The following is a 22,863-nucleotide window of genomic DNA, read 5'->3' as shown; positions in this document are numbered from 1 at the left end:
GTGCGGACGCCTCCGGGGAAGGGGCGCAGAGCGCGACGCTGAGCTGCGGGAACGCCTCAAGTGGGGTGCTGTCCGGGCCACTTGTCGCACGTACTTCGTTATCGGCTTGTGACGGCCGCCGGCGTCAGCGGTGCCGTTCGGCCGGGCGGACACGTGTTCCCTGCGCGGGATCCGCGGGCCCGTGAGACGGTGTACGAGATCGACGAGGCGGAGGCCAGGGCGTTCATGGGCCGGCCCGGCTGACCTGGACTGTCTGGATTCACTCCAACGGGTGAGGGGTGTTCGGCACTCGTGCGAGCGGCCGGACGTTTCATCGGTGACCGGCCGTGAAACCGGGGCGGTCAGTCGTCGGAAGTGGCAGCACCCAGCCCCCGAAAGCGAGCCATCATGATCACGAACGAGTCCTCCGAGCCCCGCGAGCCGGCCTCCGCTGCCGAGGGCCCCGTCGTGCGCACCGCCGCCGGTGCCGTGCGCGGGGTGCGGGAGGACGGCCTGGCGGTCTTCCGGGGGATCCCGTTCGCCGAACCCCCGGTGGGAGCGGCCAGGTTCGCGGCGCCGCGCCCGGCGCGGCCGTGGGAGGGCACGCGTGAGGCGTACGCCTTCGGCCCGCCGCCCCCGCAGGACCTCGGCATCCAGGGCCGCACGGGTGTCCTGGAGGCTCCCGAGGGCGACGACTGGCTGACGGTGAACGTGTGGACACCCGATCCGGACCCGGCCGCCCGCCGCCCGGTGATGGTGTGGATCTACGGCGGCGCCTACAAGCTGGGCCACTCCGGCAGCCCCGGGTACGACGCCCAGCACATCGCCCGTGACGGCGACGTGGTCGTGGTCTCCCTCAACTACCGCGTCGGCATGGAGGGTTTCGCCCAGATCAAGGGGGCACCCGCCAACCGGGGCCTGCTGGACCAGGTGGCGGCGCTGGAGTGGGTGCGGGAGAACATCACGGCGTTCGGCGGCGACCCGGACCAGGTCACCGTCTTCGGCGAGTCGGCGGGCGGCGGGTCGGTGGCGTCCCTGCTGGCGATGGACAGGGCGCGTGGGCTGTTCCGGCGGGCGATCGCCCAGAGCGTCCCCGGCACGTTCTTCTCCCTCGACCTGGCCGAGGACATCGGCAGGGCCCTCGCCGCCGAGGCCGGCCTGCGCCCCACGGCGGCCGACCTGGCGACGACCGATCCGCGCCGGCTGACCGAGGCCGGGCAGGCGCTCGGCGCCAAGATGCCCCAGTACGTGGACCGCTGGGGCCAGATCGCGCCGACGGTCACCCCGTTCTCCCCGGTGGTCGACGGCGAGGTGCTCCCCACCACCCCCTGGCAGGCACTGGCCGCCGGCTCCGCCCGCGACGTGGACCTCCTCGTCGGCCACAACCGCGACGAGTTCCGCCTGTTCCTCGTCATGAGCGGGATGTACGGCAAGATCACGGAGGAGCAGGCGACCGGCGCCCTGCGCCTGTTCGCACCGGGCGGCGCGGCGGGCGACCACGCCTACCGCGCCGCCCACCCCGACGCCTCGCCGAGCGAGCTGTACGAACGGGTCCAGACCGACTGGCTGTTCGCCATACCGTCCCTGCGCCTGGCGGAGGCACAGACCGCGGGCGGCGGCCGGGCCCACCTCTACGAGCTGACCTGGGGCGCCCCGGGCAACGGCGGCCTCCTCGGCGCCTGCCACGGCCTGGACATCCCGCTCCTGTTCGGCACGTTCGAGGCGGACCTGGCCAACCTGCTCTGGGCCGACGCCGGCGTCACCCCCGAGGCAAGGGCCCTCTCCGCCCGCTTCCGCGCCGCGTGGACGTCCTTCGCGGCGACGGGCGACCCGGGCTGGCCGGCGTTCGACACCGAGGCCCGCACCACCCAGGTCCTGGACACCGCACCGACCGTGACGGCGTACCCGGAGGAGACGAGCAGGCGGCTGTGGGAGGGGTACGAGTTCGGCCCGTCACCGCTGCTCGGCTGACCGCGGCGGGGCCAGGCCCGGCCGGCCAGGCCTGGCTGGTAAGCCGCGCGGCCCGGCCGGTCACGGCAGGATGGCGTCGACGTAGCCGCCGTCCACCCGCAGGGCGCCACCGGTGGTGGCCGAGGCCTGCTCGGAGCTGAGGTAGACGACCATGTGGGCGATCTCCTCCGGCTCGATCAGGCGCTGCAGCAGTGACTGCGGCCGGTGCTCGCGCATGAAGACGCGCTGGGCCTCGTCCCAGGGCAAGTCGCGGTCGACGAGCTCGTAGACGAAGTCCTCGACGCCCCTGGTGTGGGTGGGGCCGGCGATCACGGAGTTCACCGTGACGCCGGTACCGGCGGCCTGCTTGGCGAAGCCGCGGCCCACGGCGAGCAGCGCGGTCTTCGACATGCCGTAGTGGATCATCTCCGCGGGGATGACGACCGCCGAGTCGCTGGCGATGTACTGGACGCGCCCCCAGCCGCGTTCGGTCATGCCCGGCAGGAAGAGGCGGGTCAGCCGCACCGCGGCCAGGACGTTCACCTCGAAGTAGCGCCGCCACTCGTCGTCGGTGATCCGCAGCGGGTCCTCGGCGCCGAAGATCCCCAGGTTGTTGACGAGGATGTCCACCTGGGGCAGCGCCTCCGCCACCCGCCGGGCTCCCTCCTCGCCGGTCACGTCCGCGGCGACCGGTACGAGGTCGGCCCCCGGCGCCTGCTCCGCCAGCCGGGCCACGCTCTCCTCGACGCGCTTCGCGTCCCGGCCGTTCACCCCCACCCGCGCCCCGGCCCGCGCAAGGCCGACGGCGATCGCCGCGCCGATGCCCTGCGTGGAGCCGGTGACCAGTGCCGTGCGCCCCGTCAGATCGATCCTCATTGCGCCGAACCCCTTCCGTGTGCGTGTCCCCGCACAGGTACCCGGGCGGCCGCCCCGGCACAAAGGATTCGGGCGTTCAGTGCCTGGATGGCGGCACCGACGGCGCCGCGGTGATCCGCTTCTCGAACCAGTGGTGGGCGTACGGCTCGTCGTTGAAGGCGGGCACCTCCTGGAAGCCGTAGGAGTGGTACAGGTTGATCGCGGAGCTGAGCGTCTTGTTGGTGTCCAGGCGCAGGGTGTCGTAGCCGTGCCCGGCGGCCTGTGCCTCCAGCTCGGTCAGGAACCGGCGGGCGAGGCCGAGCCGGCGGGCCTGGGGCGCGACCCACATGCGCTTGATCTCCGCCGGAGCCCCGGACGGCAGCTTCACCCCGGCACAGCCGACGGGTTCGCCGTGCAGCCGGGCGACCAGGAACAGGCCGCGCGGCGGCCGGAGTTCGCCCGCGTCGGGCAGCAGGCTGCGCGCGGGATCGAAGCCGGTGTCGAAGCGCTCCTGCAACTCGGCGAAGTAGGCCAGCAGGCAGTGCCGCGCGTCGGGATGGTCGGGGTCGATGACGTCCAGGGTGACCGTCCCGGCGGTCAGCAGCCGGTCGACCTCGGCCATGGCCGCGACCAGCCGGGCACGCTGTCGGGCGTTGAGCGGCTGGAGCATCGAACCGGCCAGTTCGTCGCTTCGTTCGTCGAGCAGGGCGCGCTCCGCCCGGCCCTTCTCGGTCAGCCGCACAGTGCGCACCCGCCTGTCCTGGGGCTGCGGCTCCACCGCCACCAGGCCGTCCGCCTCCAGGGACCGCAGCAGCCGGCTCACGTACCCGGAGTCGAGCCCGAGCCGCTCCCGCAGCCGCCGCACGTCCTGCCCCTGCCCGCCGATCTCCCAGAGCAGCCGGGCCTCGCCGATCGGCCGGTCGCGGCCCAGGTAGCGGTCGTGGAGCACTCCCACGCGTTCGGTGACGGTCCGGTTGAACCGCCGTACCTGGTCGATCTGCGCCTGCGCCTCAGTCATTCTCTGACTTTAGTCAGAGAATCGGGGATGGTGCCAGTGGCTGCATTGCCTCTCGGCTGCGGGGGCGTCGTGGCTGTCGCGCGGTTCGCCCCGCCCCTGACGAGGCGCTGTCGCGGGGCCTGCTCAGAGGTTGCCGAGTGGTTCGATGTCGACGTGCACGGGAGTGCCCCAGACCCGGAGCACCTCGTAGTCGGTGAACTCGTGGACCAGGCGGTAGGCCATGGCCGGCCGGGAGCCGCGCCGCTGGGCGGCGAGATACAGCTCGGCCTCCCGCCGGTCGCGCCGGGGGGTGCCGCACAGCTCCCACTCCCGGCCGTTCCACGCCTCGGGCAGCCAGCGCTGCTGCGGCTGCGGCCGGTCGGCGCGCACGCCGTACCGGGACATGGCGGGCCCGGCGGCCTCCTCCGGCACGGGCCGGGGCCCACCCGCGAACTCCGACCGCCGTGCGGCCCGCCGCCGCGTCTCGCACAGCAGGCACAGATCGGGGGCGCTCTCGTCCACGGGCCCCTGCGGATGCTCGGCACACCGGGTGGTGGGCGCGGCACTGCTGACGCTCTCCTCCAGCAGGTCCAGAGCGCGCCGGAGGTCGTCCTTCACCTCGTGCAGCTTGGCGTCGGTGGTCTCGCCGGTCAGGCCCTCCCCGTGCTCACCGAGCAGACGAAGGGCCCGGCCCAGGGTGGTGAGCTGGGAGTGGTTCATGGGGTCCAGGGTTGCACAGGGGGCTGACAACACCTCCGGAGCGGCCGGAACGCTGTCAGGTGGTGCGGCCGACTTTGAGCACCACCTGCGGGTGCGTGCAGTGTGTGTGGAGCAGCCGTCATGCGGGTGTCCTCTCTCGTCGCTCGTTCATCGCGCCACGGATCTCCGCGACGCGGGACCGGACCTCGGAAGGTGACAGGGGCGTGTGGGGGCTGTTGGGGGCGCGTTCGCCACGGCACGCGCCGCAGATACCGCCCGGCAGGACCTCTGGGCGACCCGGTGTCCCGCACTTCGCGCACTCCAGGATGCGGAGGGGCGGGTGAGTGGGTGGCCGCACCAACTCGGGCGGGAGCTTGTCGGTGAGGCGTTTGCGGAGCAGGGCGGCCGGGTGGTGGACGGGGGAGGGGAGGCCGCTGGTCAGGGCCAGGAGTGCGTACTCGTCGGTGGCGCCGCGGGCGAACCACTCCGTGAGCAGCGGGGCGAGGGCGGCGCAGTCGGCCTGGGAGAGGGAGAGGGCGGGTGCCGTACGGCCGAGGGCGGCGAGGAGGATGTGGGCGCGGCTGCGGGTGGGGCGGTCGCGGGGCGTGTCCGGTGGCTGTTCCGGCTCCGGTGCGGCGCCTCGCGTGAACGCCGCCCACCAGTCATCGTCGCGTGCGGTACGGGACCACCACGATCGGGTGATCCAGCGACAGCTCCCCGAGTCGGCCAGATGTTCCCGGCCCCGCCGCAAGTGCCCTGCCTGCTGGAGCTTGTTGAGGGCGGTGCGGAGCGCGCACTGACCGTACGGGAGTTGCTTGGCCAGCGTCTTCACGGAGATGTCGGCGCCGTCGGGAAGCCGGTCGACGTACGCGGCGATGGCGGCTTCACGGGGTGGGAGGTGAACGAAGTCGTTGTTGGAGCGCCGGTGTTGGCCGGGCGTGGAGCGCTTTCCGTACCCGGGGTTGGCCATGGGGTGCGGGGTGGCGTGCACGGGCGAGGGGGCAGCACTAAGCTGGGTGTCAGCCATGGGGATCGCTTGTTCCGATCTCGTTGGTCAAGCCCCCGCAGGTGTTGGTAGCGCCTGACGGGGGCTGTTCTGTTCGTTATGCGGGCACGCTAGACGATCGTGACTGTGTGTGGCAAACCGAACGCGTGCCGTCAACTCGCAGGGTGGGAGGGTGGGTTGAGGCCCTCCACCCATTCCGCGAAAAGAGGGCTCGGAGCTGGGCGCTTGAGCCTCGGGACCTCTCTCACATCGCCCAGTAGTCGCGCTCGGGCAGCTCGACCCAGTGGTCCGGGGGGCCGATGACCGCTCGGGCGTCGGCGGGGCGGAGGCGCGTCCACCGCCGCGCGGTGCAGGGGCCGTGAGCCGCCGACACCCCACCTCCCCGGGTCGGCCCCGGCATCGAGCCGCCGCGTCCCCTCCGGCCTGTCGATCTCCGTAACGCCACCATCGCAGACGTCACTGACATCAGCGGGCTGTCCCCTTCACGTCCTCCACGAAGGCCGACCAGGCCGCCGCCCGGAACACGAGCTTCGGACCGAGGGGATTCTTGGAGTCGCGGACGGGGATGAGGGTGAAATCGCCAAGGGCTGCTTCGAGGCAGTTGTCATCGCCGCCGCTGTACGTTGACTTGTGCCACACGGCCGCGCTCAGGTCGTAGTCAGGGAAGTTCCTCATGGGCGTAATCCTCCGCCAACGCCTTGATCAGAGCCAGGGACCTTTCCTGCGAAAGCGCGGAGGCAACGAGGAGGTCAAACACGAACCTCAGTTGAGCGACGGTCGCCGGGTCGTCTTCCAGCCGTCCGTGACGCACGCCCTCGGAGTAGGCGAGCGTGGGTGAGTCGGCGAACTCCAAAAGTTTCAGGGCACCCTGCATCGCCGCATGCGCGCCTGCGTCGAACGGCAGCACCTGCACGATGACTCGGCCCCGGTAGGCCAGACCGGCCACGTGAGACAGCGCCTCCGACATGATGGCTCGGCTGCCGCACACCCGGCGCAACGATGCTTCCTCAAGCACCGCCCACAACACCGGCTTTGTTGGATGCTCTAGGAGACGGGCTCGAGCCAACCGGCCGTCCACCCACTCCCTGATGGTCTCCTCCGGCGTGGTCGGGTCCCAAGCGCGGTCGACGGCCCGTCCGTATGCGGGCGTCTGGAGCAGTCCAGGAATCAGCAGCGGCGCGTACTGCCTGATCGTCGTCGCCTGAGCCTCGGCTTCCGCCACCACCTCGAAGTGCTCCTGATATTTCAGGGTGGTGGCAGCCGCCTTGCAGTTCCGCGAGAAGAAGCCCTCAGTTTCGAGGACCTCGTCCAGCATGCGTGCGATGTCCGGCAACATCCGACGCGTCCCCGCCTCCAACTGTCCGATGAACGACCCGCTCACGAACAGCATTCGGCCCAACTCCGCCTGACTCAGCCCCTTCCGCTCCCGCGCATGGCGCAACTCCGCTCCCAGCAGCGCGCGCGGCGACGACGACGGGTCGAGGTCCTTCGGTGCCGCCATGGGCAACCCCCATGTTTGTTGGGATGTGGCATCTAGCCAGGTTAGAGCCGTGTCCGCCACGCTGTGTCGCGAACCGGAAACTCAGCGTGGAGGTAGGGAATGGTGCTGCGGACCACCGAAGAAGTCGTGGAGACGTTGCGGTCGGCCCTGCGGGGTGTCGGTGTCGTGTTGCCGTCGTTGTGCGTCGACCCGGTGACCGGGGCCGGCGACGAGCCGTTCGCCCTGGTGGAGCTGGGGCGGTGCAACGTGCGGGTCGCGGAGCGGCTGGCGTCGGTGGTCCGGGGGGAACGGCCGCCGCTCGGGACGTATGTGACGGACGTACGGGACGGGCGGATCGGTGAGGTCAAAGGGCACGTCGGCGGAAGGGTGCAGCTGCGGCCCGTGGCGGGTGGGCGGGAGTGGGACTGCCCGCCCGGATCGCTGCAGCCGGCGTCACCGCAGGACGTGCTTCGGGCGCAGGTGCGGCGGGCGAACACGACCGCGCGGCTGCCGGGTTGAGGAAAATGTCGTTGGCTCCGGGCGCCGCCCGGAAGCGAGACTGTCGGCGTGAGTCTTCATGAGGACGAGGTGCCGGTCGACGAGACGCTGATTCGGGACCTGTTGGCGGCGCAGCGCCCGGAGTGGGCCGCTCTGCCTCTGTCGCGTGTCGGAGCGGGTACGGAGAACACCATGTACCGGCTGGGCGACGACCTGCTGGTGCGTCTGCCCCGGACCGTGGAGAAGGGCCGGGCTCTGCGGAAGGAGCAGGAGTGGCTGCCGCGCCTGGCGCCCTCCCTTTCGTGCCCCGTTCCCGAGCCCGTCCACGGCGGGATGCCCACAGGCGCCTACCCGGCCCACTGGTCCGTCTACCGGTGGATCGACGGTGACGAGGCCGGTCCGGACACCGTCCGGGACTGGGCCGCCTTCGGTGCCGACCTGGCGGCCGTCGTGCGGGAGCTGCACGGCATCGGCCTCATGGGGGCGGCGCGCGCGGACGACCTGAGCTGGTATCGCGGCGGCAGCCTGCGGGATTGTGCCAGCTGGGTCGGTACGTCTGTCGAGGAATGCCGTGAGGTCGCCGGGGACGAACTCGATGTCGAGACCCTGGAGCGGCTGTGGCGGGCGGCGCTCGCGCTGCCCGAGCCCCGGGGGCCGCAGGTGTGGCTGCACGGCGACCTCAAGCCCACCAACCTCCTGGTCCGGCAGGGCAGGCTGCACACGGTCATCGACTTCGGGTCTCTCTCGGTCGGCCATCCGGACGCCGAGCACTCCGTGCTCTGGGACCTGCCGCAGGACGCCCGGCAGGCCTACTGGGACGCCATGGGCATCGACGATCCGACCTGGACACGGGCCCGTGCCTGGGCGATCGCCGTCGGGGTCGCCGGAGTCGCCTACTACTGGCGGACCTTCCCCGCCTTCGTCGCCGAATGTATGGCACGGCTCCGGGCGATCCTCGCGGACGCCGCCACTCGGGCGCCGGTGACTTCGTCACCCGGATCGCCGCGGTGACGGGTCACCCGGACGCGGGTTGCCTGTACCGCTGAAGGCGAGGTACGTCGCCAGGAAGCCCACGGCGTAGCCGGTCAGCAGGCCGCCCGCGTAGATCGCCGCCGCCAGGGCCGGGCCCCTGTTCCCCGTGAGGAGGGGGAACAGGGCCCAGCCCGAGGGGCCGATGGCGGTGGCGCCCACCCGGTCGCCGAGGACCGCGAAGAACCCGACGAAGGCGCCGCCCGCCGCCCCGCCCGCGCAGGCGGTGAGGAAGGGGCGGCCGAGGGGGAGCGAGACGCCGTAGATGAGGGGCTCGCCTACGCCCAGCAGGCCGGCCGGGAGCGCCGACCTGATCGTCGTACGGAGCTGCGTGTCGTGGCGGAGGCGGGCGTAGACGGCGAGGGCCGCGCCCACCTGGCCGGCGCCCGCCATGGCGAGGAGCGGGAGCAGGACGGTGTAGCCCTGCTGCTGGATGAGGGTGGTGTGGATGGGGATCAGGGCCTGGTGCAGGCCCAGCATGACGAGGGGGAGGAAGAGACCGCCGAGGACCAGGCCCGCGAGCGGTCCGGTGGTGGCGAGCAGCCAGTTGGCCGCGGTGCCGATGGCGGAGGAGACGAGACCGGCCGCGTACATGAGGCCGTAGAGGGTGGCGAGGCCCGCGACGAGGACGGTGACCGTGGGGGTGAGGAGCACGTCGAGGGCGTCCGGGACGCGCCCCCGGCACCACCTCTCGACACCGACCGCGAGCAGCGCCGCCGCCAGGGCCCCGAGGACCCCGCCCTGGCCGGGCGCGAGCGCCACCCCGAAGGCCGTCACCTTCGCGACGCCCGGATAGACGACGACCGCCGCGACCGCGCCCCCGAGCACGGGCGTCCCGCCGAACACCTTCGCCGTGTTGTAGCCGACGAAGACGCTGATCAGCGCCATGAAGCCGGAGGCGACGGCGGCGAGGGCGGGGGTCAGCCAGGGCAGCCAGCCCGCGTTCACGAGCAGCCCGCCCAGGCCGGCGAGGACTCCGCAGCCGATCAGGGCGGGGATGAGCGGCACGAAGACGTCGGCGATGCGGCGCAGGGCCGTTTTGACGGGCGTCGCGTTGCGCCGGGCGCGGGCGGCTTTCAGTTCGGCGCCACGGGCGGCGAGGTCCGACGCGAGGTCCGATGGGAGGTCCGACGCGAGGGCCGCGGCGTCGTGATCGGGCCGACGGCCTCGGGTGCGGGTGCGTCGTGGGTGCTCGCGCAGTTCCCCGCGCCCCTTCGGGGCGCCGAGGCCGTCCGGAGCCGGGCCGCCCGGCAGGGGGCCGCCCGAGCCGAAGTCGCCCGGCCGGTCGTCGTCCGGCGCGCGATGGGCCGTCGCGGCGGCGTCGAGCAGCCTTTCGAACTCGGCGGTCACCGCCACCACCGCACCCGGGCCGATCACCACCTGGAGGGTGTCCCCGTCGGTCACCACCCCCAGCACCCCGGGCACCGCCCGCACCGCCTCCGCGTCGACCCGCTCCCGGGCGGCGATGCCCAGCCGCAGCCGGGTCATGCAGTGGGCGACGGAGGTGACGTTCCCGGGGCCGCCGACCAGGGGCAGCAGCGCGGCGGCGGTGTCGTACGACGATCTCTGCACCCCCCGAGGGTGCGCGTCAGCCGCCCGTCGCGGTGAGCGCCGCGCGCAGATGGCCGCCGGACTCCTCCAGAAGGCGGGCGGCGGTGGGCCCGTCGACCCCGGCCAGGATCACCAGGACGGCGGGCTTGACCTCGCCCGCGGTGGCGGTGAGGGCCGCCTCGATCTCGGCGTCCGGCGCACCCGTGGCGAGCGCCACGATCCGCCGCGAACGGGCCCTCAGCTTCTCGTTCGAGGCGCGGACGTCGACCATCAGGTTCCCGTAGGTCTTGCCGAGCCGGATCATCGTGATCGTCGACAGCATGTTGAGGACGAGCTTCTGGGCGGTGCCGGCCTTGAGCCGGGTGGAGCCGGTGAGCAGTTCGGGGCCGACGACGACCTCGATCCCGTGCTCGGCGGCGGCCGCGAGCGCGCTGCCCGCGTTGCAGGAGAGGCCGACGGTCAGGGCGCCGAGGGCGCGGGCATGCTCGACGGCGCCGACGGCGTAGGGCGTGCGGCCGGAGGCGGAGACGCCGACGACGGAGTCGGCGGGGCCGATGCCGAGCGCGTCGAGGTCCGTGCGGGCCAGCTCCGCCGAGTCCTCGGCCCCTTCCACGGACGTCACCATGGCCGCCGGCCCGCCCGCGATGACCCCGACCACCTGACCGGGCCGGGTGTTGAAGGTCGGCGGACACTCCGAGGCGTCCAGGATCCCGAGCCGCCCGGCGGTCCCGGCCCCGGCGTAGACCAGCCGTCCGCCCTGGGCCATCCGGGCGGCGATGCCGTCGATGGCCGCCGAGATCTGCGGCAGCCGCAGAGCCACGGCGGCGGGCACCCCGGCGTCCTCGCCGTTCATGAGCCGCGCGATGTCGAGGGTGGGCAGCGTGTCGATCTCGGCGAGCTCCGGCCGGAAGGCCTCGGTGGTGAGCGTTTCCAGCTCGCTGCGAAGGGAGCGGTGTTCGGTGGTCATTCGATACGGCTCTTTCTCAACGCGGACGAGTGCACCAACTCAGGGGCGCGGGGCTGTGTCGATGTGCGGCTCCGCCGCGCGGGCGCGACAGGCCACGACGAACCGGCACGCTCCCACAATGACCAAGCCCTACGGTCTATCGAGGCACATTCCGATGCCGGTGGGCCAGCGCCTCGTACGACGCCGCCAACGCCGGCGCCGCCGCCTCGTACGTCCGCTGCGCCACCCCCACGAACAGACAGTCCACCACCAGCAACTGCCCGGTCCGCGACGACATCGCCGCCGGCCGCAGCTCGCTCTCCCGCGCCGTCGACGTGGTCAGCACATGGTCGGCGTACTGCGTCACCGACGACCCCGGCCGCCCGGTGATCGCGACGGTCGTCGCCCCCCGTTCGAACGCCACCCGCAACGGCTCTATGACATCGCCGGTCGCCCCGGAGTGCGTGATCGCTATCGCCACGTCCCCGGCCCGCAACTGCACCGCGTTGGTGACCGCCAGATGCGGATCGCTGTGGGCGTGCGCTATCAGCCCTATCCGCAGCAGCTTCTGCGTGAGGTCCTGGGCGACCAGCCCCGACGCCCCGATGCCGTACACATCGGTCCGCCGCGCCCCGGCGAGCGCGCTGACGGCGGCCCCCAGCTGCACCGTGTCGAGGCCGGCCGCCGTGTCCGCGAGGGTCTGCTGCTCGTCGTAGGCGAGTTTCGCGACGACGTCGGCGATCGGGTCGTCGACGGCGATGTCGGTGGTGATGGCGGGCGCCCGCCCCGACTGCTGCTGGGCGGCGAGCCCGGCGAGGGCGAGCCGAAGGTCGCGATAGCCGGGGTAACCGAGCAGCCGGGCGGTGCGGACGACGGTCGCCTCGCTGGTGCCGGTCAGCTCCGCGAGCCCGGTGACCGTGAGGGCGGCGCAGCCGGCGGGGTCGCTCGCGACGGCCTCGGCGACGCGCTGCATGGAGCGGGTCATGGAGGGCGCAAGGGTCCGCACCTTGGCCGCCAGCGCGGCGGGAGCCGGGGGCGTACCGCCGCCGCCATGGCTGTTTCCACGGCCGCCTCTGGGGCCGCCCCCGGGGCCGTTTCCGTGGCCTCCGAAAATTTCCTTCACGTTCTCGGTCACGCTTGAAAGATATTTTCGGTTCGGGTACTCGGTCAAGACCGCGCACAATAGGACCATGGACCCCGTAAGCCCCTTGGAACAGGCGCTGCACGCAGCCCGCGCCCTCGTGCTCGCCGACCTGGTCGCGGGCGAGGTCGCCGAGGCGGACGTGGTCTCGCTGGTCGAGGACTCCGTCGTACAGCGCCGCTGGTGGGTGGAGCAGTGGCCGGAGGGTGTGGCGTACGTGGCGGGGCTGGTGGCCCAGGACGTACAGGACGCGCTGCTGGAGCGGTACGGCCGCTGGCCGCTGTGCCCGGTGTGCGGCTCAGGCGACCCGCACGCGCTGGACGTCGAACCCGAACTCGGCCCGAACCCGCACTGGGTGTGCCACAAGGCAGGCGTGAAGGTCGCCTCGGTCGGCTCACTGGGCGGTTCCCTGGGCGGCGGGATGCCCTCCTCGTGACGGAGTTCTCATGACGGAGTTCTCATGACGGAGTTCTCATGACGGAGTTCTCATGACGGTGTACATCGATCCGCCCAACTGGCCGGGCCACGGCCGGATGTGGTCCCACCTGGTCAGCGACGTCTCGTATGCCGAACTGCACGCCTTCGCCGAGGACATGGGCGTGCTGCGGCGCGCCTTCGAGCGCGACCACTACGACATCCCCTCGCACCGCTACCCGGACGCGGTCCGGGCCGGCGCCGTGGAGGTCAGCAGCCGCGAGGTGGTACGGCTGCTGCACGGGGCGGGGCTGCGCCGGCGCAAGAGCGACGTGCCCCGCCGGTAACCGCCCCTTCGGCCCCTACTGCGCCCGCAGCGCGAAGGCCAGCCGCTCCTCGTCCTCGCTCACCTTGACGAACCCGGCGCGCGTGACGACCGCCTGGGAAGGGGTGTTGGCCGACTCGATGGCGGCGAACAGGGAGCGCACGTCGTCGCGGGCCAGGGCCCAGCCGGCCAGGGCGCGGAGCGCCTCCGTCGCGTAGCCGTTGCCGCGGGCGGCCTCGGTCAGGTCGTAGCCGATCTCCACCCGGCCGTCCTCGTCCGGGGCGGAGTGGAAGCCCATGCCGCCGATCGCCCGGCCGTCCGCACGGCGGACCAGGACGAAGACGCCGAACTCCGGCCGGTGGACGCCCCCTTCGTACGCCTTGAGGAGGAAGCCGGCGGCTTCCCGGGTGCCCTCGTAGGGGCCGCCCTCGACCCACTCGAAGCCGCCGTCGCCGCCGAGGCGCAGGTCACGGGCTTCGGCAGGGCGGATGCCGACGAGGTCCAGGCGCTCGGCCGGGATGACCAGATTGTTGCGCCAGCGCCATTCGGTGACCGGGGCCCGGCCGGGCAGCTCGCCGCGGCCGGTGGCCCACAGGAGGGTCGGCCAGGCGGCGGGGCCCGGCTGGACATGCGGGAACAGCCAGGCCAGGACGGACTCGGCGAGCTCTTCGGAGGGCCGGTAGGGGAGCCCGAGGCCCAGTGCGATGTCGTGGGTGTGGAGCAGGACTTCGGCGACGCCCATAGCGGCGAAGCCCGCGCGGTCCGCGCTGCGGAACGGGTAGGGGTGGAAGGCGCGGACATCGCGGGGGGTCGTGCGGACGGTGGCGGCGAGCAGGGCGCCGGTCGTCTCGATCACGTGCAGCAGGCCGGAGTTGTCGGTCCCGTCGTCGAGCCTGAGCTCGAAGGGAACGTACGCGTCCTGGGCGCGCCCGGCCAGGTTCGCGGCGTACGCGACGAGGTCGTCGGCGACATGGACCGCCGTCTCGTGGCAGTTCCAGTCCAGCCTGCCGGCCGTCACCTCCGTCCAGTCCCTCGTCACCGCGGGCCGCAGTGCGGCCACACAGCCGGCGACGGCCTCTTCCACCTGATCCCCGCCCATTGCACGCATGGGCCGCACCCTAGGACGCCGGATCCTCCGCGGTCGACAGCATTTCCAGCTCCGCGGCGAGGTTGTAGCGGGCGGTCGGCTCCCACTCGGTGCGGCCGTACGGCGTTCTGAACAGCTGGGGCAGGTCGAGGAGTTGGCGCAGGATCGCGGAACGGCCCGCGCGGAAGGCGTCGTTCGGGACGAAGTGGTACTCCTCGCGCACCTCGGCGGTGTAGGCGGCGTACGCGGAGGGCGGGGCGGCGAGGATCGCGAGGTCGGCGTCGCACAGCACCTCGCCGTTGCGGTCGCCGGGGGCCGGGTCGTGGGTGACGGTGAGCCGGACCAGGCGGGCGACCTCGGCGGTCTGTCTCGCCGGGAGCCCGGCCTCGGGGAGGGCGCGTTCGGCGAGGCGTGCCGAGCGCTCCTCGTTCGTCGACCGGTCCGGCAGGTACACGGCGTCGTGGAACCAGGCGGCGAGCCTGACCAGGTCCGGATCGTCCGCGTACTCCTCCAGTACGTCGATGCGGTCGAGGACCGCGACGAGGTGGGCGACCGTGTGGTACCGACGCTGGGGCTCCTGCCAGCGGCGGAGCAGTTCGTCGGCGTACCGGTACGGGGAGGGCGCACAGGAGTCGTCGTCCCGCGCCCTGAGGAAGGCGCTGAGCCAGCGGGAGCGCAGATCCCTTTCCTGGAGATCGTCCATGCGCCCATTCTCCCGCCCGCCACCGACATCCCCCTAGCGTGGGAGTCATGACTGCTGCTGACGACACACGCGACCCCCTCCTCCCCGGCCGCCTCCTCACCGTCGAGCGCGACGCGCTCATCCCGCTCCTGCGCTCCCGGCCGGACGCGGACTTCGCGCTGCCGACCGCCGCCTGTCCGGGGTGGACGGTCCGGGACGTGCTCGCCCACTGTTCGGCCGCGCTGATCCGGGTGGTCGAGGGCCGCTTCGAGCCCGGGGTGTTCTCGCCCGAGTCGAACGACCGGGACATCGCCGAGCGCGCCGACTGGACGAACTCCCGGGTCCTCGACGAGCTGGAGCGCGGGATGACCGAGGCCGGCGACGTCATCGCGGGGCGGGCGGACGGGCGCCTCGACCCGGTCGCCTTCGGCGAGTGGGTGCACGCCGGTGACGTCCGCGACACGCTCGGCGAACCCGGCGCCTACACGGGCGCGGGCCTGCCCCACGCGCTCTCGCTGCTGACCCGGGTGACCCGGGTGCGCGGGCACCTGCGGCTCCAGGCCGACCTGGACGACGTGGACGACCCGCTGCACCTGGGCGAGACCAGCGGGACCCGGACCCCGGCCCGCTTCATGGGGGACGCGGCGACGCTCGTACGGCTGTACACCGGGCGGTCGCCGGACGGGGCGTCGTACGAGCTGATGGGAGCGGAGGAGGCAGAGCTGAACCTCTACGGCTGAACCTCTACGGCTGAACGTCTACGGCTGAACCTCTACGGCTGAATACGGACCCTGTGTGACGGGGGCGGTCTCGCGGCCACCGGTGTTCCCCGCGTACCCTGGATTGGACTAGACCTCCGGACTAGACCTCTCGGGAGAGGTACCCGGAGTGCACGGGGAACACCACGGAAGGGGCCCTATGAGCACGCGTGCAGTCCTGGAGGTGATCGCCCTCGACGCCGAGGACGCGGTCGCCGCCCAGGCCGGAGGCGCGGACCGCCTCGAACTGGTCACCGACATGGCGGCCGACGGGCTCACCCCGTCGCCCCGGACCTTCGCCGCGATCCGGGCCGCCGTCGACATCGACCTGCGCGTGATGCTGCGGCTGGCGGACGGGTTCGCCGCCGGCGACGCCGACCGTCTGGTGGGGGTGGCCGGAGAGCTGCGGGCGGCCGGGGCCGACCAGTTCGTGTTCGGGTTCCTGGACCCGGAGGGCGGGGTGGACCTGGACACGGTGGAGCGGGTGGTGGCCGGGCTGGACGGCTGCCGCTGGACCTTCCACCGGGCCATCGACCGGGCCGCGGACCGGGACGCCCTGCGCAAGCAGCTCGCCGACCTGCCGGGCCTCGACACCTACCTCACGGCGGGAGCCGCGGAGGGCGTGGACGAGGGGCTGCCCCGACTGCTCGCCGAGGCGGGACGGCGCGGCGAGCCGGGGTACGAGCAGACGCTCCTGGTCGGCGGCGGCCTGCGGCTCGACCACGTGCCCGAGCTCCTGGCGGCGGACATCGACGCTTTCCACATCGGCGGCGCGGCCCGGCCGGCGGGCTGGGACGGGGCGGTGTCGGAGGCGGCGGTGCGGTCCTGGCGCCGGGTGCTGGACGGGGCGGGTGTTGCACGCGCTCGGCGACCCGGTGCGGCTGATGCTGCTGAAGAAGTACGCGGGTGGTGAGCAGTTCAGCTGTGCGCCCGACGCGCTGGGCGTCGGGCATCTGCACAAGTCGACCGTCTCGCACCACATGAAGATCATGCGCGAGGCCGGGATCACCTCGACCCGCGCGGTCGGCCGCAACCGGTACGTCCAGTTGCGCCGCGCCGACCTGGACGCCCGCTTCCCCGGGCTGCTGGACGCCGTGCTGAAGGCGCTGCCGGAGGCGCTCTAGCCGCCGCCGGGGAAGGGGTGGGAGGCCGGTCGGCTCAGGTCAGCTGCGGCGGCAGGGGGGCCGCATGCGTCACGATCAGGCCCGACACCGCCCGGGTCAGGGCCACGTACAGGCGGCGCAGACCGGTGCGTTCGTCCGGTTCGCCGTCGACCACGGCCTGGGGCTCGTCGAGGACCACGTAGTCGTACTCCAGGCCCTTGGCCAGGGACGCCGGGACCAGGGTGAGGCGGGTCTCGGCCGTGGTCTCCTCGCCGGGGGCGAGATGGCCGATGCCGGCCGCCGTCAGCGCCGCCGCGAGCTCGGGCACGCGCGCGTCCGCCGCGATCAGGCCCGTCGAACCTTCGTTGCCCAGCAACTCCTCGCAGGCGGCGACCACGTCGGTGGTGCCCTGCGTTGCGCGGACCTGGAAGAACCCGGGGTTCTCACGGACCGATGCCACGGGGGTGAGGCCCGGCGCGATGTGCGGGAGGAGCCGGGAGGCGTAGGTGATGACGTCGGTCGGGACGCGGAAACCCGCCGTCAGTTCCTCGACGACCCCGTCGGCCTTGCCGAGGTGGGCCAGCGCCTCGGCCCAGCTCCGCGTCGCCCACGGCGTGGTGCCCTGCGCGAGGTCGCCGAGGACGGTCGCCGAGCCGGTGGTGCACCGGCGGCCGACCGCGCGGTACTGCATGGGGGAGAGGTCCTGTGCCTCGTCCAGGACGACATGGCCGAGCGAGTGCGTACGCTGCACGAGGTCCGTCGTCTCGTCGATCAGCACCGCGTCCGCGGCCGACCACTTGGCCGCCCTGACGCTGCGCACCGGCTTCGCCCACAGGATCGTCTTCTGTTCGTCCTCGTCGAGGATCCCGGCGGCGTGCTCCGCGAGGAAGTCCGCGTCCGTGAGCAGGCGCAGCACGAGCTTCGCCGGATCGACCGGTGGCCAGATCTGCTTGACGGCCGCCTTCACGGCCGCGTTGCGGGCCACCGAGTCCTGCACGCGGTCGTCGGGCGCCTCTCCCGAGCGTTCCATCTGGACCAGCACGGCGTGCGCGATGCGCTGCGGCAGGGCCTCGCGCGCGGCGCCGTACCGGATGTCCCGGTCCAGCAACTCCTGGACGATGTCCGCCAGCTCGTACGCCGGGACCCGCCAGCGCCGGGAGCCGCGCACCACCACGACCGGTTCGGTGGGCGGCGTGACGTGCGCGTACACGGCCCTGCGCAGGACCTCCGCCATCCGGGCGTCGCCCTTGATGATCGCGGCGGGGGCGTCGTCGGTCCCCTTCAGCTCGACGTGGGCCACCAGGTCGTCCACCGTCGCCTGCCGCACGGTCAGCTCGCCCAGCGCGGGCAGCACCTGCTCGATGTAGTGCAGGAAGGAGCGGTTCGGCCCGATGACCAGGGTGCCGGTGCGGGCGAGCCGCTCCCGGTGGGCGTAGAGGAGGTACGCGACCCGGTGCAGGCCGACGGCCGTCTTCCCGGTTCCCGGGCCACCCTGCACACACACCGTTCCACCGAGCCCGCTGCGCACGATCTCGTCCTGCTCGGGCTGGATGGTCGCCACGATGTCGCGCATCGGGCCGACGCGCGGGCGCTCGATCTCCTGCTGGAGCAGCTTGCTGGTGCGGGCGGCCTCGGCCGGGTCGGAGAGGTGCTCGTCCTCGTACGCCGTGATGTCGCCGCGGGTGTACCCGAAGCGGCGGCGCAGCGCGACGTCCATCGGGTCCTTCTTGGAGGCCCGGTAGAACGGCTGCGAGACCGGCGCCCGCCAGTCGATCACCATCGGGTCGCCGTCGTGGTCGTGCACGTGCCGGCGCCCGATGTAAAAGCGCTCGCCGTACGCGCCTTCCGCCTGGTCGGCGCCGGGGGCGTGCAGGTAGTCGAGGCGGCCGAAGAAGAGCGGAGTGTCGCTGAGGTCGGCGAGCGCCTTGATGCGCTCCTCCATCTGGCGGGCGAGGACCTCGGCGTTGACCCAGTTCGCGGTGACGTCGCTGATGTCCAGCGACTCGACGTCCTCGCGCATGGCGCGCAGGGCGGCGCGCGACTCGGCGAGGTGCGACCGTTCGCGGGAGAGGGGGTCGGGGTGGGGGTCGGAGAGAGCGTCCGCTAGCGGGTCGTGGGCGGGCGTGGACAAGGGGGTGCCTCCGAAGGCCTGCGAGTCGATGGCGCTCAGGTGTGGGTGGCGCACAGGTGGCGATCAGCCGACCGGTTTCCGTCCGGGCGGCGGCACTCCGGGAGGAGGCGGGCAAGAGCGGAGATTGTAGTGAGGTGGGGGCGGGGGAGGCCAATGGATTATCCGGGGCGGGCCGTCTTCGGGCTGTCCGTGCGCCGTCCCCTAGGGGGAGCGTCACCCGGAGGGTGGGGCCGGGGTCGGGGGTGGGGTCCGTCGGGGGGTGGACCGGAGGGTGCCGGAAATTGGACCCGTGGACCGATGCCGTTCCGAGGCCCGAAGTTCCACCATGGAGACATGAGCGCAGCAACCATCCACCCAGCCCCCAGCCGCCCCCCGGGCGCCACAGCCCTCGACGGAGTTCCCCAGCCACACCACCGCCTGGGCGACGCCCTGCGAGCCGTCAAGGTCTTCGTCAGCGCGGCGTTCAGCGTCGCGATACTCGGTGAATACGGCGAGGAAGCAGGCATACGCCGCAAGTGACGGCATAGGGTCGCCCCCGTGCCGAACCGGACGGTGACGTCACCCCCTGCCCCGCCCGCCTCCCTCCCCCTCCTCCTGTCCCTCTCCTTACTGACGGTCTCCGTCTGCTCCTTCGCCGCCCTCTGCATCCTGCTCCGCGCTCCGATGGCCGACCTGCTGGTCTACCGGGCCGAGGGCGAAGCCGTGGTCCACGGCGGTGACCTGTACGGCTTCACCGTCACCGAGTGGCGGCTGCCGGCGACGTATCCGCCCTTCGCGGCGGTCCTGTTCGCCCCGGCGGCCTGGATCCCCGTCCCGGCCCTGAAGGCCCTGTTCCTCGCGGGCAACGCGCTCCTGCTCGCCTGGCTCATCGCCCTCTCCGCCCGCCTGGCCGGCCGCACCGCACCCCTTCCGCTGCTGTGCGCGGCGACCGCACTGGCGCTCTGGCTGGAGCCGGTCTTCCAGACACTGCTCTTCGGGCAGGTCAACCTGGCGATCACCTGCCTGGTCCTCTGGGACCTCAGCCGCCCGCCCGGCGCCCGCGGCAAGGGCCTGGCCCTGGGCATCGCGGCGGGCGTCAAACTCACCCCGGCGATCTTCATCGCCTACCTGTTCCTAACCGCACGCAGAAAGGAGGCAGCCACCGCGACGGCGTCCTTCGCTGGTACGGCCCTGCTCGGCGCCCTTCTCCTGCCCGCGGCCACCGTGGACTTCTGGACACGACGCCTGTTCGAGACCGGCCGGGTCGGCAAGGCCTGGATCGTCGACAACCAGTCGCTCCAGGGCCTGGTGGCCAGGGCGACGGGCTCGGCGGCACCGGGCCTGGCCTGGATGCTTCCGGCGGCGACGATGGCGGCGACGGGCCTGTTCCTGGCGGCCCGCGCCCGCCGCGTCCACGGCTGCGACCGCTGGGGAATCCTGCTCACCGCGTTCACGGCCCTGCTGGTCTGCCCGATCAGCTGGTCCCACCACTGGGTGTGGTGCGTCCCGTTGCTGGCGGTCCTGCTGGCCGAGGGCCGCACACTCCTCGCGGCCACGGCGGCACTGCTGTTCACGTCCCGCGCGATGTGGCTGGTGCCCCACCAGGGCGACCTGGACCTGCACCTGCCGTGGTGGCAGCAGGCGTGCGCGGCGCCCTACCCCCTCCTGGGGCTGGCGCTGCTGGCGGGGGCCGCACTCGCTCTACGGCGGCGGAGCGGCAGCCTGGCGGACAGGCGGCCCGGCGGCGCCCTGCCGGACGGCTCTCAGCTCTCCGCCAGCAGCTCGTCCGCGTCCATGATCCGGTAGGCGTACCCCTGCTCCGCCAGGAACCGCTGCCGGTGGGCGGCGAAGTCCTGGTCGATCGTGTCGCGGGCGACGACGGAGTAGAAGTGGGCCTGGTGGCCGTCGGCCTTGGGACGCAGCACCCGTCCCAGCCGCTGGGCCTCCTCCTGCCTCGACCCGAAGGTGCCCGACACCTGGATGGCGACCGTCGCCTCCGGCAGGTCGATGGAGAAGTTGGCGACCTTCGAGACGACCAGCACGCTGATCTCGCCCTCGCGGAAGGCGTCGAAGAGCTTCTCGCGCTGGGCGTTGGAGGTCTCGCCCTTGATGACCGGGGCGTTCAGGTGCTCGCCCAGTTCGTCGAGCTGGTCGATGTACTGGCCGATGACGAGGATCTGCTGCCCGGCGAAGCGCTTCACGATCGCCTCCGTGACCTTCCGCTTGGTCGCGGTGGTCGCACAGAAGCGGTACTTCTCCTCGGTCTCGGCGGTGGCGTACGCCAGCCGCTCCGAGTCCGTCAGGTTCACCCGCACCTCCACGCAGTCGGCGGGTGCGATGTAGCCCTGCGCCTCGATCTCCTTCCACGGAGCGTCGAACCGCTTGGGCCCGATGAGGGAGAACACGTCCGATTCCCGGCCGTCCTCGCGCACGAGGGTGGCCGTCAGCCCCAGCCGCCGGCGCGCCTGCAGATCGGCGGTGAACTTGAAGACAGGAGCCGGCAGCAGATGGACCTCGTCGTAGACGATCAGACCCCAGTCACGGGAGTCGAAGAGTTCCAGGTGCGGGTAGACGCCCTTCCGCCTGGTCGTGAGGACCTGGTAGGTGGCGATCGTGACGGGCCGGATCTCCTTCCGGGTCCCGCTGTACTCGCCGATCTCGTCCTCGGTGAGGCTCGTCCGCTTCACCAGCTCGTGCTTCCACTGCCGGGCGGAGACGGTGTTCGTCACCAGGATCAGCGTGGTCGACTTCGCCTGCGCCATGGACCCGGCCCCGACCAGGGTCTTCCCGGCCCCGCAGGGGAGGACGACGACACCGCTCCCGCCGTGCCAGAAGTTCTCCACGGCCTGCTTCTGGTAGGGCCGCAGCGCCCAGCCGTCCTCGGCGAGCTCGATGGGGTGCGCCTCCCCGTCCACGTATCCGGCGAGGTCCTCGGCGGGCCAGCCCAGCTTCAGCAGGGTCTGCTTGATCTGCCCGCGCTCGGAGGGGTGCACGGCGACGGTGTCGGGGTCGATCCGGGCGCCGACCAGCGGGGTGATCCGCTTGGAGCGCAGGATCTCCTCCAGGACCGGCCGGTCGGTGGTGGTGAGCACCAGTCCGTGCGCCGGGTGCTTGCTCAGCGTCAGCCGCCCGTACCGGTCCATCGTCTCGGCGATGTCGACCAGCAGCGCGTGCGGCACCGGATAGCGGCTGTACTCGACGAGCGCGTCCACGACCTGCTCGGCGTCGTGCCCGGCCGCCCGCGCGTTCCACAGGCCCAGCGGGGTCACCCGGTAGGTGTGGATGTGCTCCGGCGCCCGCTCCAGCTCGGCGAAGGGCGCGATCGCCCGGCGGCAGTCGTCGGCCCGCTCGTGGTCGACCTCCAGGAGCAGGGTCTTGTCCGACTGGACGATCAACGGACCGTTCACGCGCTGCACCCTTTCGTCATGGACCAAAGTTCCAGTGTGCCTCATGGACGAGCGATCACCGTCGCCGTTCGACAGAACCTGCACCGCCCGCGATCGGCTTCAGCAGGCGTCTGATCGTCCGGCGCAACCTTGGGTCCGTTTCGGGTGTCATGTCCGAGGGAGCCACGGATGGGCGCGGCTCGGTGGGGAGGCTGGGGTGACGTCCGTACGCATCTGGGGTACCGGCGCGGGGGCCGTGGTGGTGCTGGTGGCGGCCGGGGTGTGGGCGCGCGGGTCGAGCGCGGTCGACGCCGGCCTGTGGGCGCAGGTGCGTCCCGCGATCGAGGCGCGGCTCGTGACGCAGTCCGCCGGGACCGGGGCGGGGGAGAGCGAGCCCGCTCTCAGATCGCGGTGGTTCTGCCGGGCGGAGGCGCTGGACCTGGAGGCGAGCGGGGGCCGGGTACGGGCCGGCATCAACACGCTGTGCGAGGAGTACGGGGAGCGCGCGGGTGCGCTGGTGCTGTGCGGCGGTGCGGAGACACCGGAGGTGGTGCGGCTGGAGAGGGACCCGGCCAACGGTGGCTATCGCGTCGTCTCCGAGGAACGGGCGCCGGAGGACGACAGCGCCGAGTGGTTGGAACACCACTTCAGCCACCACGCCGCCGCTCGGCTCGAGCAAGGGATGACGTCCGCCGCCCTGCGAGCTGCGGCCCGCACCCACTTCGCCCTGCCGACCGGGGCCCCGGTACGGGACTGCTAGCGGGGGCGCAACGCCCCGAAAGGGGCGCTGGGGGTACCCCCGGCCGAAGGCTGGGGGAGGAACTGCGCGACCGGCCCCCACGGCGCCGCAGCCGAACGACGGCCCGT

General features: G+C 72.5%; 25 protein-coding genes. 11 read left to right on the top strand and 14 right to left on the bottom strand.

The annotated features are described in order from the left end of the window. The first annotated feature begins 387 nt into the window (after window positions 1-387). A complete protein-coding gene (locus ACZ63F_RS08975) occupies window positions 388-1,950 on the top strand; it encodes a carboxylesterase/lipase family protein (protein WP_469709819.1) in 1,563 nt (520 codons plus the stop codon). 60 nt (window positions 1,951-2,010) lie between these two features. Here ACZ63F_RS08975 and ACZ63F_RS08970 read toward each other — a convergent pair whose 3' ends face one another. The 7 genes from ACZ63F_RS08970 to ACZ63F_RS08940 all read right to left on the bottom strand — a co-directional run bounded on the left by ACZ63F_RS08970 (window position 2,011) and on the right by ACZ63F_RS08940 (window position 6,987). Next, a complete protein-coding gene (locus tag ACZ63F_RS08970; RefSeq protein ID WP_469709818.1) occupies window positions 2,011-2,805 on the bottom strand; it encodes an SDR family NAD(P)-dependent oxidoreductase in 795 nt (264 codons plus the stop codon). Window positions 2,806-2,881: 76 nt separating this feature from the next. Beyond that, entirely contained in the window at window positions 2,882-3,802 is a 921-nt protein-coding gene (locus ACZ63F_RS08965; RefSeq protein WP_469709817.1) for a bifunctional helix-turn-helix transcriptional regulator/GNAT family N-acetyltransferase, read from the bottom strand. A 123-nt stretch (window positions 3,803-3,925) separates the two neighbouring features. Beyond that, window positions 3,926-4,501 (bottom strand): hypothetical protein, encoded by a 576-nt coding sequence (locus ACZ63F_RS08960; RefSeq protein ID WP_469709816.1) that lies wholly within the window; start codon window positions 4,499-4,501, stop codon window positions 3,926-3,928. A gap of 118 nt (window positions 4,502-4,619) precedes the next feature. Further along, window positions 4,620-5,507, bottom strand: coding sequence for a hypothetical protein (locus ACZ63F_RS08955; RefSeq protein WP_469709815.1), 888 nt, complete (start codon window positions 5,505-5,507; stop codon window positions 4,620-4,622). 223 nt (window positions 5,508-5,730) lie between these two features. Then, window positions 5,731-5,859 (bottom strand): hypothetical protein, encoded by a 129-nt coding sequence (locus ACZ63F_RS08950; RefSeq protein WP_469709814.1) that lies wholly within the window; start codon window positions 5,857-5,859, stop codon window positions 5,731-5,733. A gap of 92 nt (window positions 5,860-5,951) precedes the next feature. After that, complete coding sequence (locus ACZ63F_RS08945) at window positions 5,952-6,161, bottom strand: DUF397 domain-containing protein (RefSeq protein WP_469709813.1); 210 nt, start codon at window positions 6,159-6,161, stop codon at window positions 5,952-5,954. Then, complete coding sequence (locus ACZ63F_RS08940; protein WP_469709812.1) at window positions 6,145-6,987, bottom strand: helix-turn-helix domain-containing protein; 843 nt, start codon at window positions 6,985-6,987, stop codon at window positions 6,145-6,147. The genes ACZ63F_RS08945 and ACZ63F_RS08940 overlap by 17 nt, the downstream gene beginning before the upstream one ends. A gap of 105 nt (window positions 6,988-7,092) precedes the next feature. On the opposite strand from ACZ63F_RS08940, the gene ACZ63F_RS08935 reads away from it, so the two are divergent. Both ACZ63F_RS08935 and ACZ63F_RS08930 read left to right on the top strand, forming a co-directional pair. Further along, entirely contained in the window at window positions 7,093-7,485 is a 393-nt protein-coding gene (locus ACZ63F_RS08935; protein ID WP_469709959.1) for a hypothetical protein, read from the top strand. 48 nt (window positions 7,486-7,533) lie between these two features. Next, complete coding sequence (locus tag ACZ63F_RS08930; protein WP_469709811.1) at window positions 7,534-8,475, top strand: aminoglycoside phosphotransferase family protein; 942 nt, start codon at window positions 7,534-7,536, stop codon at window positions 8,473-8,475. Here ACZ63F_RS08930 and ACZ63F_RS08925 read toward each other — a convergent pair. From ACZ63F_RS08925 to ACZ63F_RS08915, 3 genes are all read right to left on the bottom strand, one after another. Beyond that, complete coding sequence (locus ACZ63F_RS08925) at window positions 8,455-10,065, bottom strand: PTS transporter subunit EIIC (protein WP_469709810.1); 1,611 nt, start codon at window positions 10,063-10,065, stop codon at window positions 8,455-8,457. The genes ACZ63F_RS08930 and ACZ63F_RS08925 overlap by 21 nt on opposite strands. A 16-nt stretch (window positions 10,066-10,081) precedes the next feature. Then, window positions 10,082-11,011 (bottom strand): N-acetylmuramic acid 6-phosphate etherase, encoded by a 930-nt coding sequence (gene murQ / locus ACZ63F_RS08920; RefSeq protein WP_469709809.1) that lies wholly within the window; start codon window positions 11,009-11,011, stop codon window positions 10,082-10,084. A gap of 136 nt (window positions 11,012-11,147) precedes the next feature. After that, window positions 11,148-12,125 (bottom strand): MurR/RpiR family transcriptional regulator, encoded by a 978-nt coding sequence (locus tag ACZ63F_RS08915; protein WP_469709808.1) that lies wholly within the window; start codon window positions 12,123-12,125, stop codon window positions 11,148-11,150. A gap of 55 nt (window positions 12,126-12,180) precedes the next feature. Here ACZ63F_RS08915 and ACZ63F_RS08910 point away from each other — a divergent pair, with 55 nt between their 5' ends. Next, on the top strand, window positions 12,181-12,567 hold the full coding sequence (locus tag ACZ63F_RS08910; RefSeq protein WP_352355968.1) for a hypothetical protein: 387 nt from the start codon (window positions 12,181-12,183) through the stop codon (window positions 12,565-12,567). A gap of 52 nt (window positions 12,568-12,619) precedes the next feature. Next, window positions 12,620-12,892, top strand: coding sequence for a DUF4031 domain-containing protein (locus tag ACZ63F_RS08905; protein ID WP_294001256.1), 273 nt, complete (start codon window positions 12,620-12,622; stop codon window positions 12,890-12,892). A gap of 15 nt (window positions 12,893-12,907) precedes the next feature. Here ACZ63F_RS08905 and ACZ63F_RS08900 read toward each other — a convergent pair whose 3' ends face one another. Both ACZ63F_RS08900 and ACZ63F_RS08895 read right to left on the bottom strand, forming a co-directional pair. Next, the gene (locus ACZ63F_RS08900) at window positions 12,908-13,978 is read right to left on the bottom strand and encodes a GNAT family N-acetyltransferase (RefSeq protein WP_469709807.1); all 1,071 of its coding nucleotides are present in this window, start codon (window positions 13,976-13,978) and stop codon (window positions 12,908-12,910) included. A 10-nt stretch (window positions 13,979-13,988) separates the two neighbouring features. Next, window positions 13,989-14,660 carry an HD domain-containing protein gene (locus tag ACZ63F_RS08895; protein ID WP_469709806.1) on the bottom strand — a complete coding sequence of 224 codons (672 nt, stop codon included), beginning with the start codon at window positions 14,658-14,660 and terminating at the stop codon, window positions 13,989-13,991. Window positions 14,661-14,707: 47 nt separating this feature from the next. On the opposite strand from ACZ63F_RS08895, the gene ACZ63F_RS08890 reads away from it, so the two are divergent. The 3 genes from ACZ63F_RS08890 to ACZ63F_RS08880 all read left to right on the top strand — a co-directional run bounded on the left by ACZ63F_RS08890 (window position 14,708) and on the right by ACZ63F_RS08880 (window position 16,521). Next, the gene (locus tag ACZ63F_RS08890; RefSeq protein ID WP_469709805.1) at window positions 14,708-15,379 is read left to right on the top strand and encodes a maleylpyruvate isomerase family mycothiol-dependent enzyme; all 672 of its coding nucleotides are present in this window, start codon (window positions 14,708-14,710) and stop codon (window positions 15,377-15,379) included. Between the two features lie 178 nt (window positions 15,380-15,557). Then, the gene (locus ACZ63F_RS08885; protein WP_469709804.1) at window positions 15,558-16,310 is read left to right on the top strand and encodes a copper homeostasis protein CutC; all 753 of its coding nucleotides are present in this window, start codon (window positions 15,558-15,560) and stop codon (window positions 16,308-16,310) included. Next, the gene (locus ACZ63F_RS08880; RefSeq protein ID WP_469709803.1) at window positions 16,282-16,521 is read left to right on the top strand and encodes an ArsR/SmtB family transcription factor; all 240 of its coding nucleotides are present in this window, start codon (window positions 16,282-16,284) and stop codon (window positions 16,519-16,521) included. Before ACZ63F_RS08885 ends, ACZ63F_RS08880 begins: the two co-directional genes overlap by 29 nt. 34 nt (window positions 16,522-16,555) lie before the next feature. Here ACZ63F_RS08880 and ACZ63F_RS08875 read toward each other — a convergent pair whose 3' ends face one another. Then, window positions 16,556-18,631 carry a HelD family protein gene (locus ACZ63F_RS08875; protein WP_469709802.1) on the bottom strand — a complete coding sequence of 692 codons (2,076 nt, stop codon included), beginning with the start codon at window positions 18,629-18,631 and terminating at the stop codon, window positions 16,556-16,558. 333 nt (window positions 18,632-18,964) lie between these two features. On the opposite strand from ACZ63F_RS08875, the gene ACZ63F_RS08870 reads away from it, so the two are divergent. Continuing rightward, window positions 18,965-19,150, top strand: a complete 186-nt coding sequence (locus ACZ63F_RS08870; RefSeq protein WP_351957006.1) for a hypothetical protein — start codon at window positions 18,965-18,967, stop codon at window positions 19,148-19,150. Between the two features lie 18 nt (window positions 19,151-19,168). Beyond that, window positions 19,169-20,416: a glycosyltransferase 87 family protein gene (locus ACZ63F_RS08865; protein WP_469709801.1), complete on the top strand. Its 1,248-nt coding sequence runs from the start codon at window positions 19,169-19,171 to the stop codon at window positions 20,414-20,416. Here the strand turns inward: ACZ63F_RS08865 and ACZ63F_RS08860 are convergent. Then, window positions 20,374-22,017 (bottom strand): DNA repair helicase XPB, encoded by a 1,644-nt coding sequence (locus ACZ63F_RS08860; RefSeq protein ID WP_352355984.1) that lies wholly within the window; start codon window positions 22,015-22,017, stop codon window positions 20,374-20,376. The two genes, ACZ63F_RS08865 and ACZ63F_RS08860, sit on opposite strands and share 43 nt — an antisense overlap. Before the next feature lie 196 nt (window positions 22,018-22,213). On the opposite strand from ACZ63F_RS08860, the gene ACZ63F_RS08855 reads away from it, so the two are divergent. After that, entirely contained in the window at window positions 22,214-22,756 is a 543-nt protein-coding gene (locus ACZ63F_RS08855) for a hypothetical protein (RefSeq protein ID WP_469709800.1), read from the top strand. Window positions 22,757-22,863 lie beyond the last annotated feature (107 nt).

The organism is Streptomyces sp. NPDC104761, from assembly GCF_055583445.1.
This window is presented reverse-complemented; position numbering and strand designations above follow the sequence as displayed.

What these genes read in the sequence shown, in the direction of transcription:
- ACZ63F_RS08900 (WP_469709807.1), bottom strand. Translation starts at nt 13,978, where the DNA reads ATGCGTGCAATGGGCGGGGATCAGGTGGAAGAGGCCGTCGCCGGCTGT.
- ACZ63F_RS08870 (WP_351957006.1), top strand. Translation starts at nt 18,965, where the DNA reads ATGAGCGCAGCAACCATCCACCCAGCCCCCAGCCGCCCCCCGGGCGCC.
- ACZ63F_RS08975 (WP_469709819.1), top strand. Translation starts at nt 388, where the DNA reads ATGATCACGAACGAGTCCTCCGAGCCCCGCGAGCCGGCCTCCGCTGCC.
- ACZ63F_RS08945 (WP_469709813.1), bottom strand. Translation starts at nt 6,161, where the DNA reads ATGAGGAACTTCCCTGACTACGACCTGAGCGCGGCCGTGTGGCACAAG.
- ACZ63F_RS08885 (WP_469709804.1), top strand. Translation starts at nt 15,558, where the DNA reads ATGAGCACGCGTGCAGTCCTGGAGGTGATCGCCCTCGACGCCGAGGAC.
- ACZ63F_RS08970 (WP_469709818.1), bottom strand. Translation starts at nt 2,805, where the DNA reads ATGAGGATCGATCTGACGGGGCGCACGGCACTGGTCACCGGCTCCACG.
- ACZ63F_RS08940 (WP_469709812.1), bottom strand. Translation starts at nt 6,987, where the DNA reads ATGGCGGCACCGAAGGACCTCGACCCGTCGTCGTCGCCGCGCGCGCTG.
- ACZ63F_RS08905 (WP_294001256.1), top strand. Translation starts at nt 12,620, where the DNA reads ATGACGGTGTACATCGATCCGCCCAACTGGCCGGGCCACGGCCGGATG.
- ACZ63F_RS08965 (WP_469709817.1), bottom strand. Translation starts at nt 3,802, where the DNA reads ATGACTGAGGCGCAGGCGCAGATCGACCAGGTACGGCGGTTCAACCGG.
- ACZ63F_RS08895 (WP_469709806.1), bottom strand. Translation starts at nt 14,660, where the DNA reads ATGGACGATCTCCAGGAAAGGGATCTGCGCTCCCGCTGGCTCAGCGCC.
- ACZ63F_RS08955 (WP_469709815.1), bottom strand. Translation starts at nt 5,507, where the DNA reads ATGGCTGACACCCAGCTTAGTGCTGCCCCCTCGCCCGTGCACGCCACC.
- ACZ63F_RS08890 (WP_469709805.1), top strand. Translation starts at nt 14,708, where the DNA reads ATGACTGCTGCTGACGACACACGCGACCCCCTCCTCCCCGGCCGCCTC.
- ACZ63F_RS08910 (WP_352355968.1), top strand. Translation starts at nt 12,181, where the DNA reads ATGGACCCCGTAAGCCCCTTGGAACAGGCGCTGCACGCAGCCCGCGCC.
- ACZ63F_RS08880 (WP_469709803.1), top strand. Translation starts at nt 16,282, where the DNA reads ATGCTGCTGAAGAAGTACGCGGGTGGTGAGCAGTTCAGCTGTGCGCCC.
- ACZ63F_RS08960 (WP_469709816.1), bottom strand. Translation starts at nt 4,501, where the DNA reads ATGAACCACTCCCAGCTCACCACCCTGGGCCGGGCCCTTCGTCTGCTC.
- murQ (WP_469709809.1), bottom strand. Translation starts at nt 11,011, where the DNA reads ATGACCACCGAACACCGCTCCCTTCGCAGCGAGCTGGAAACGCTCACC.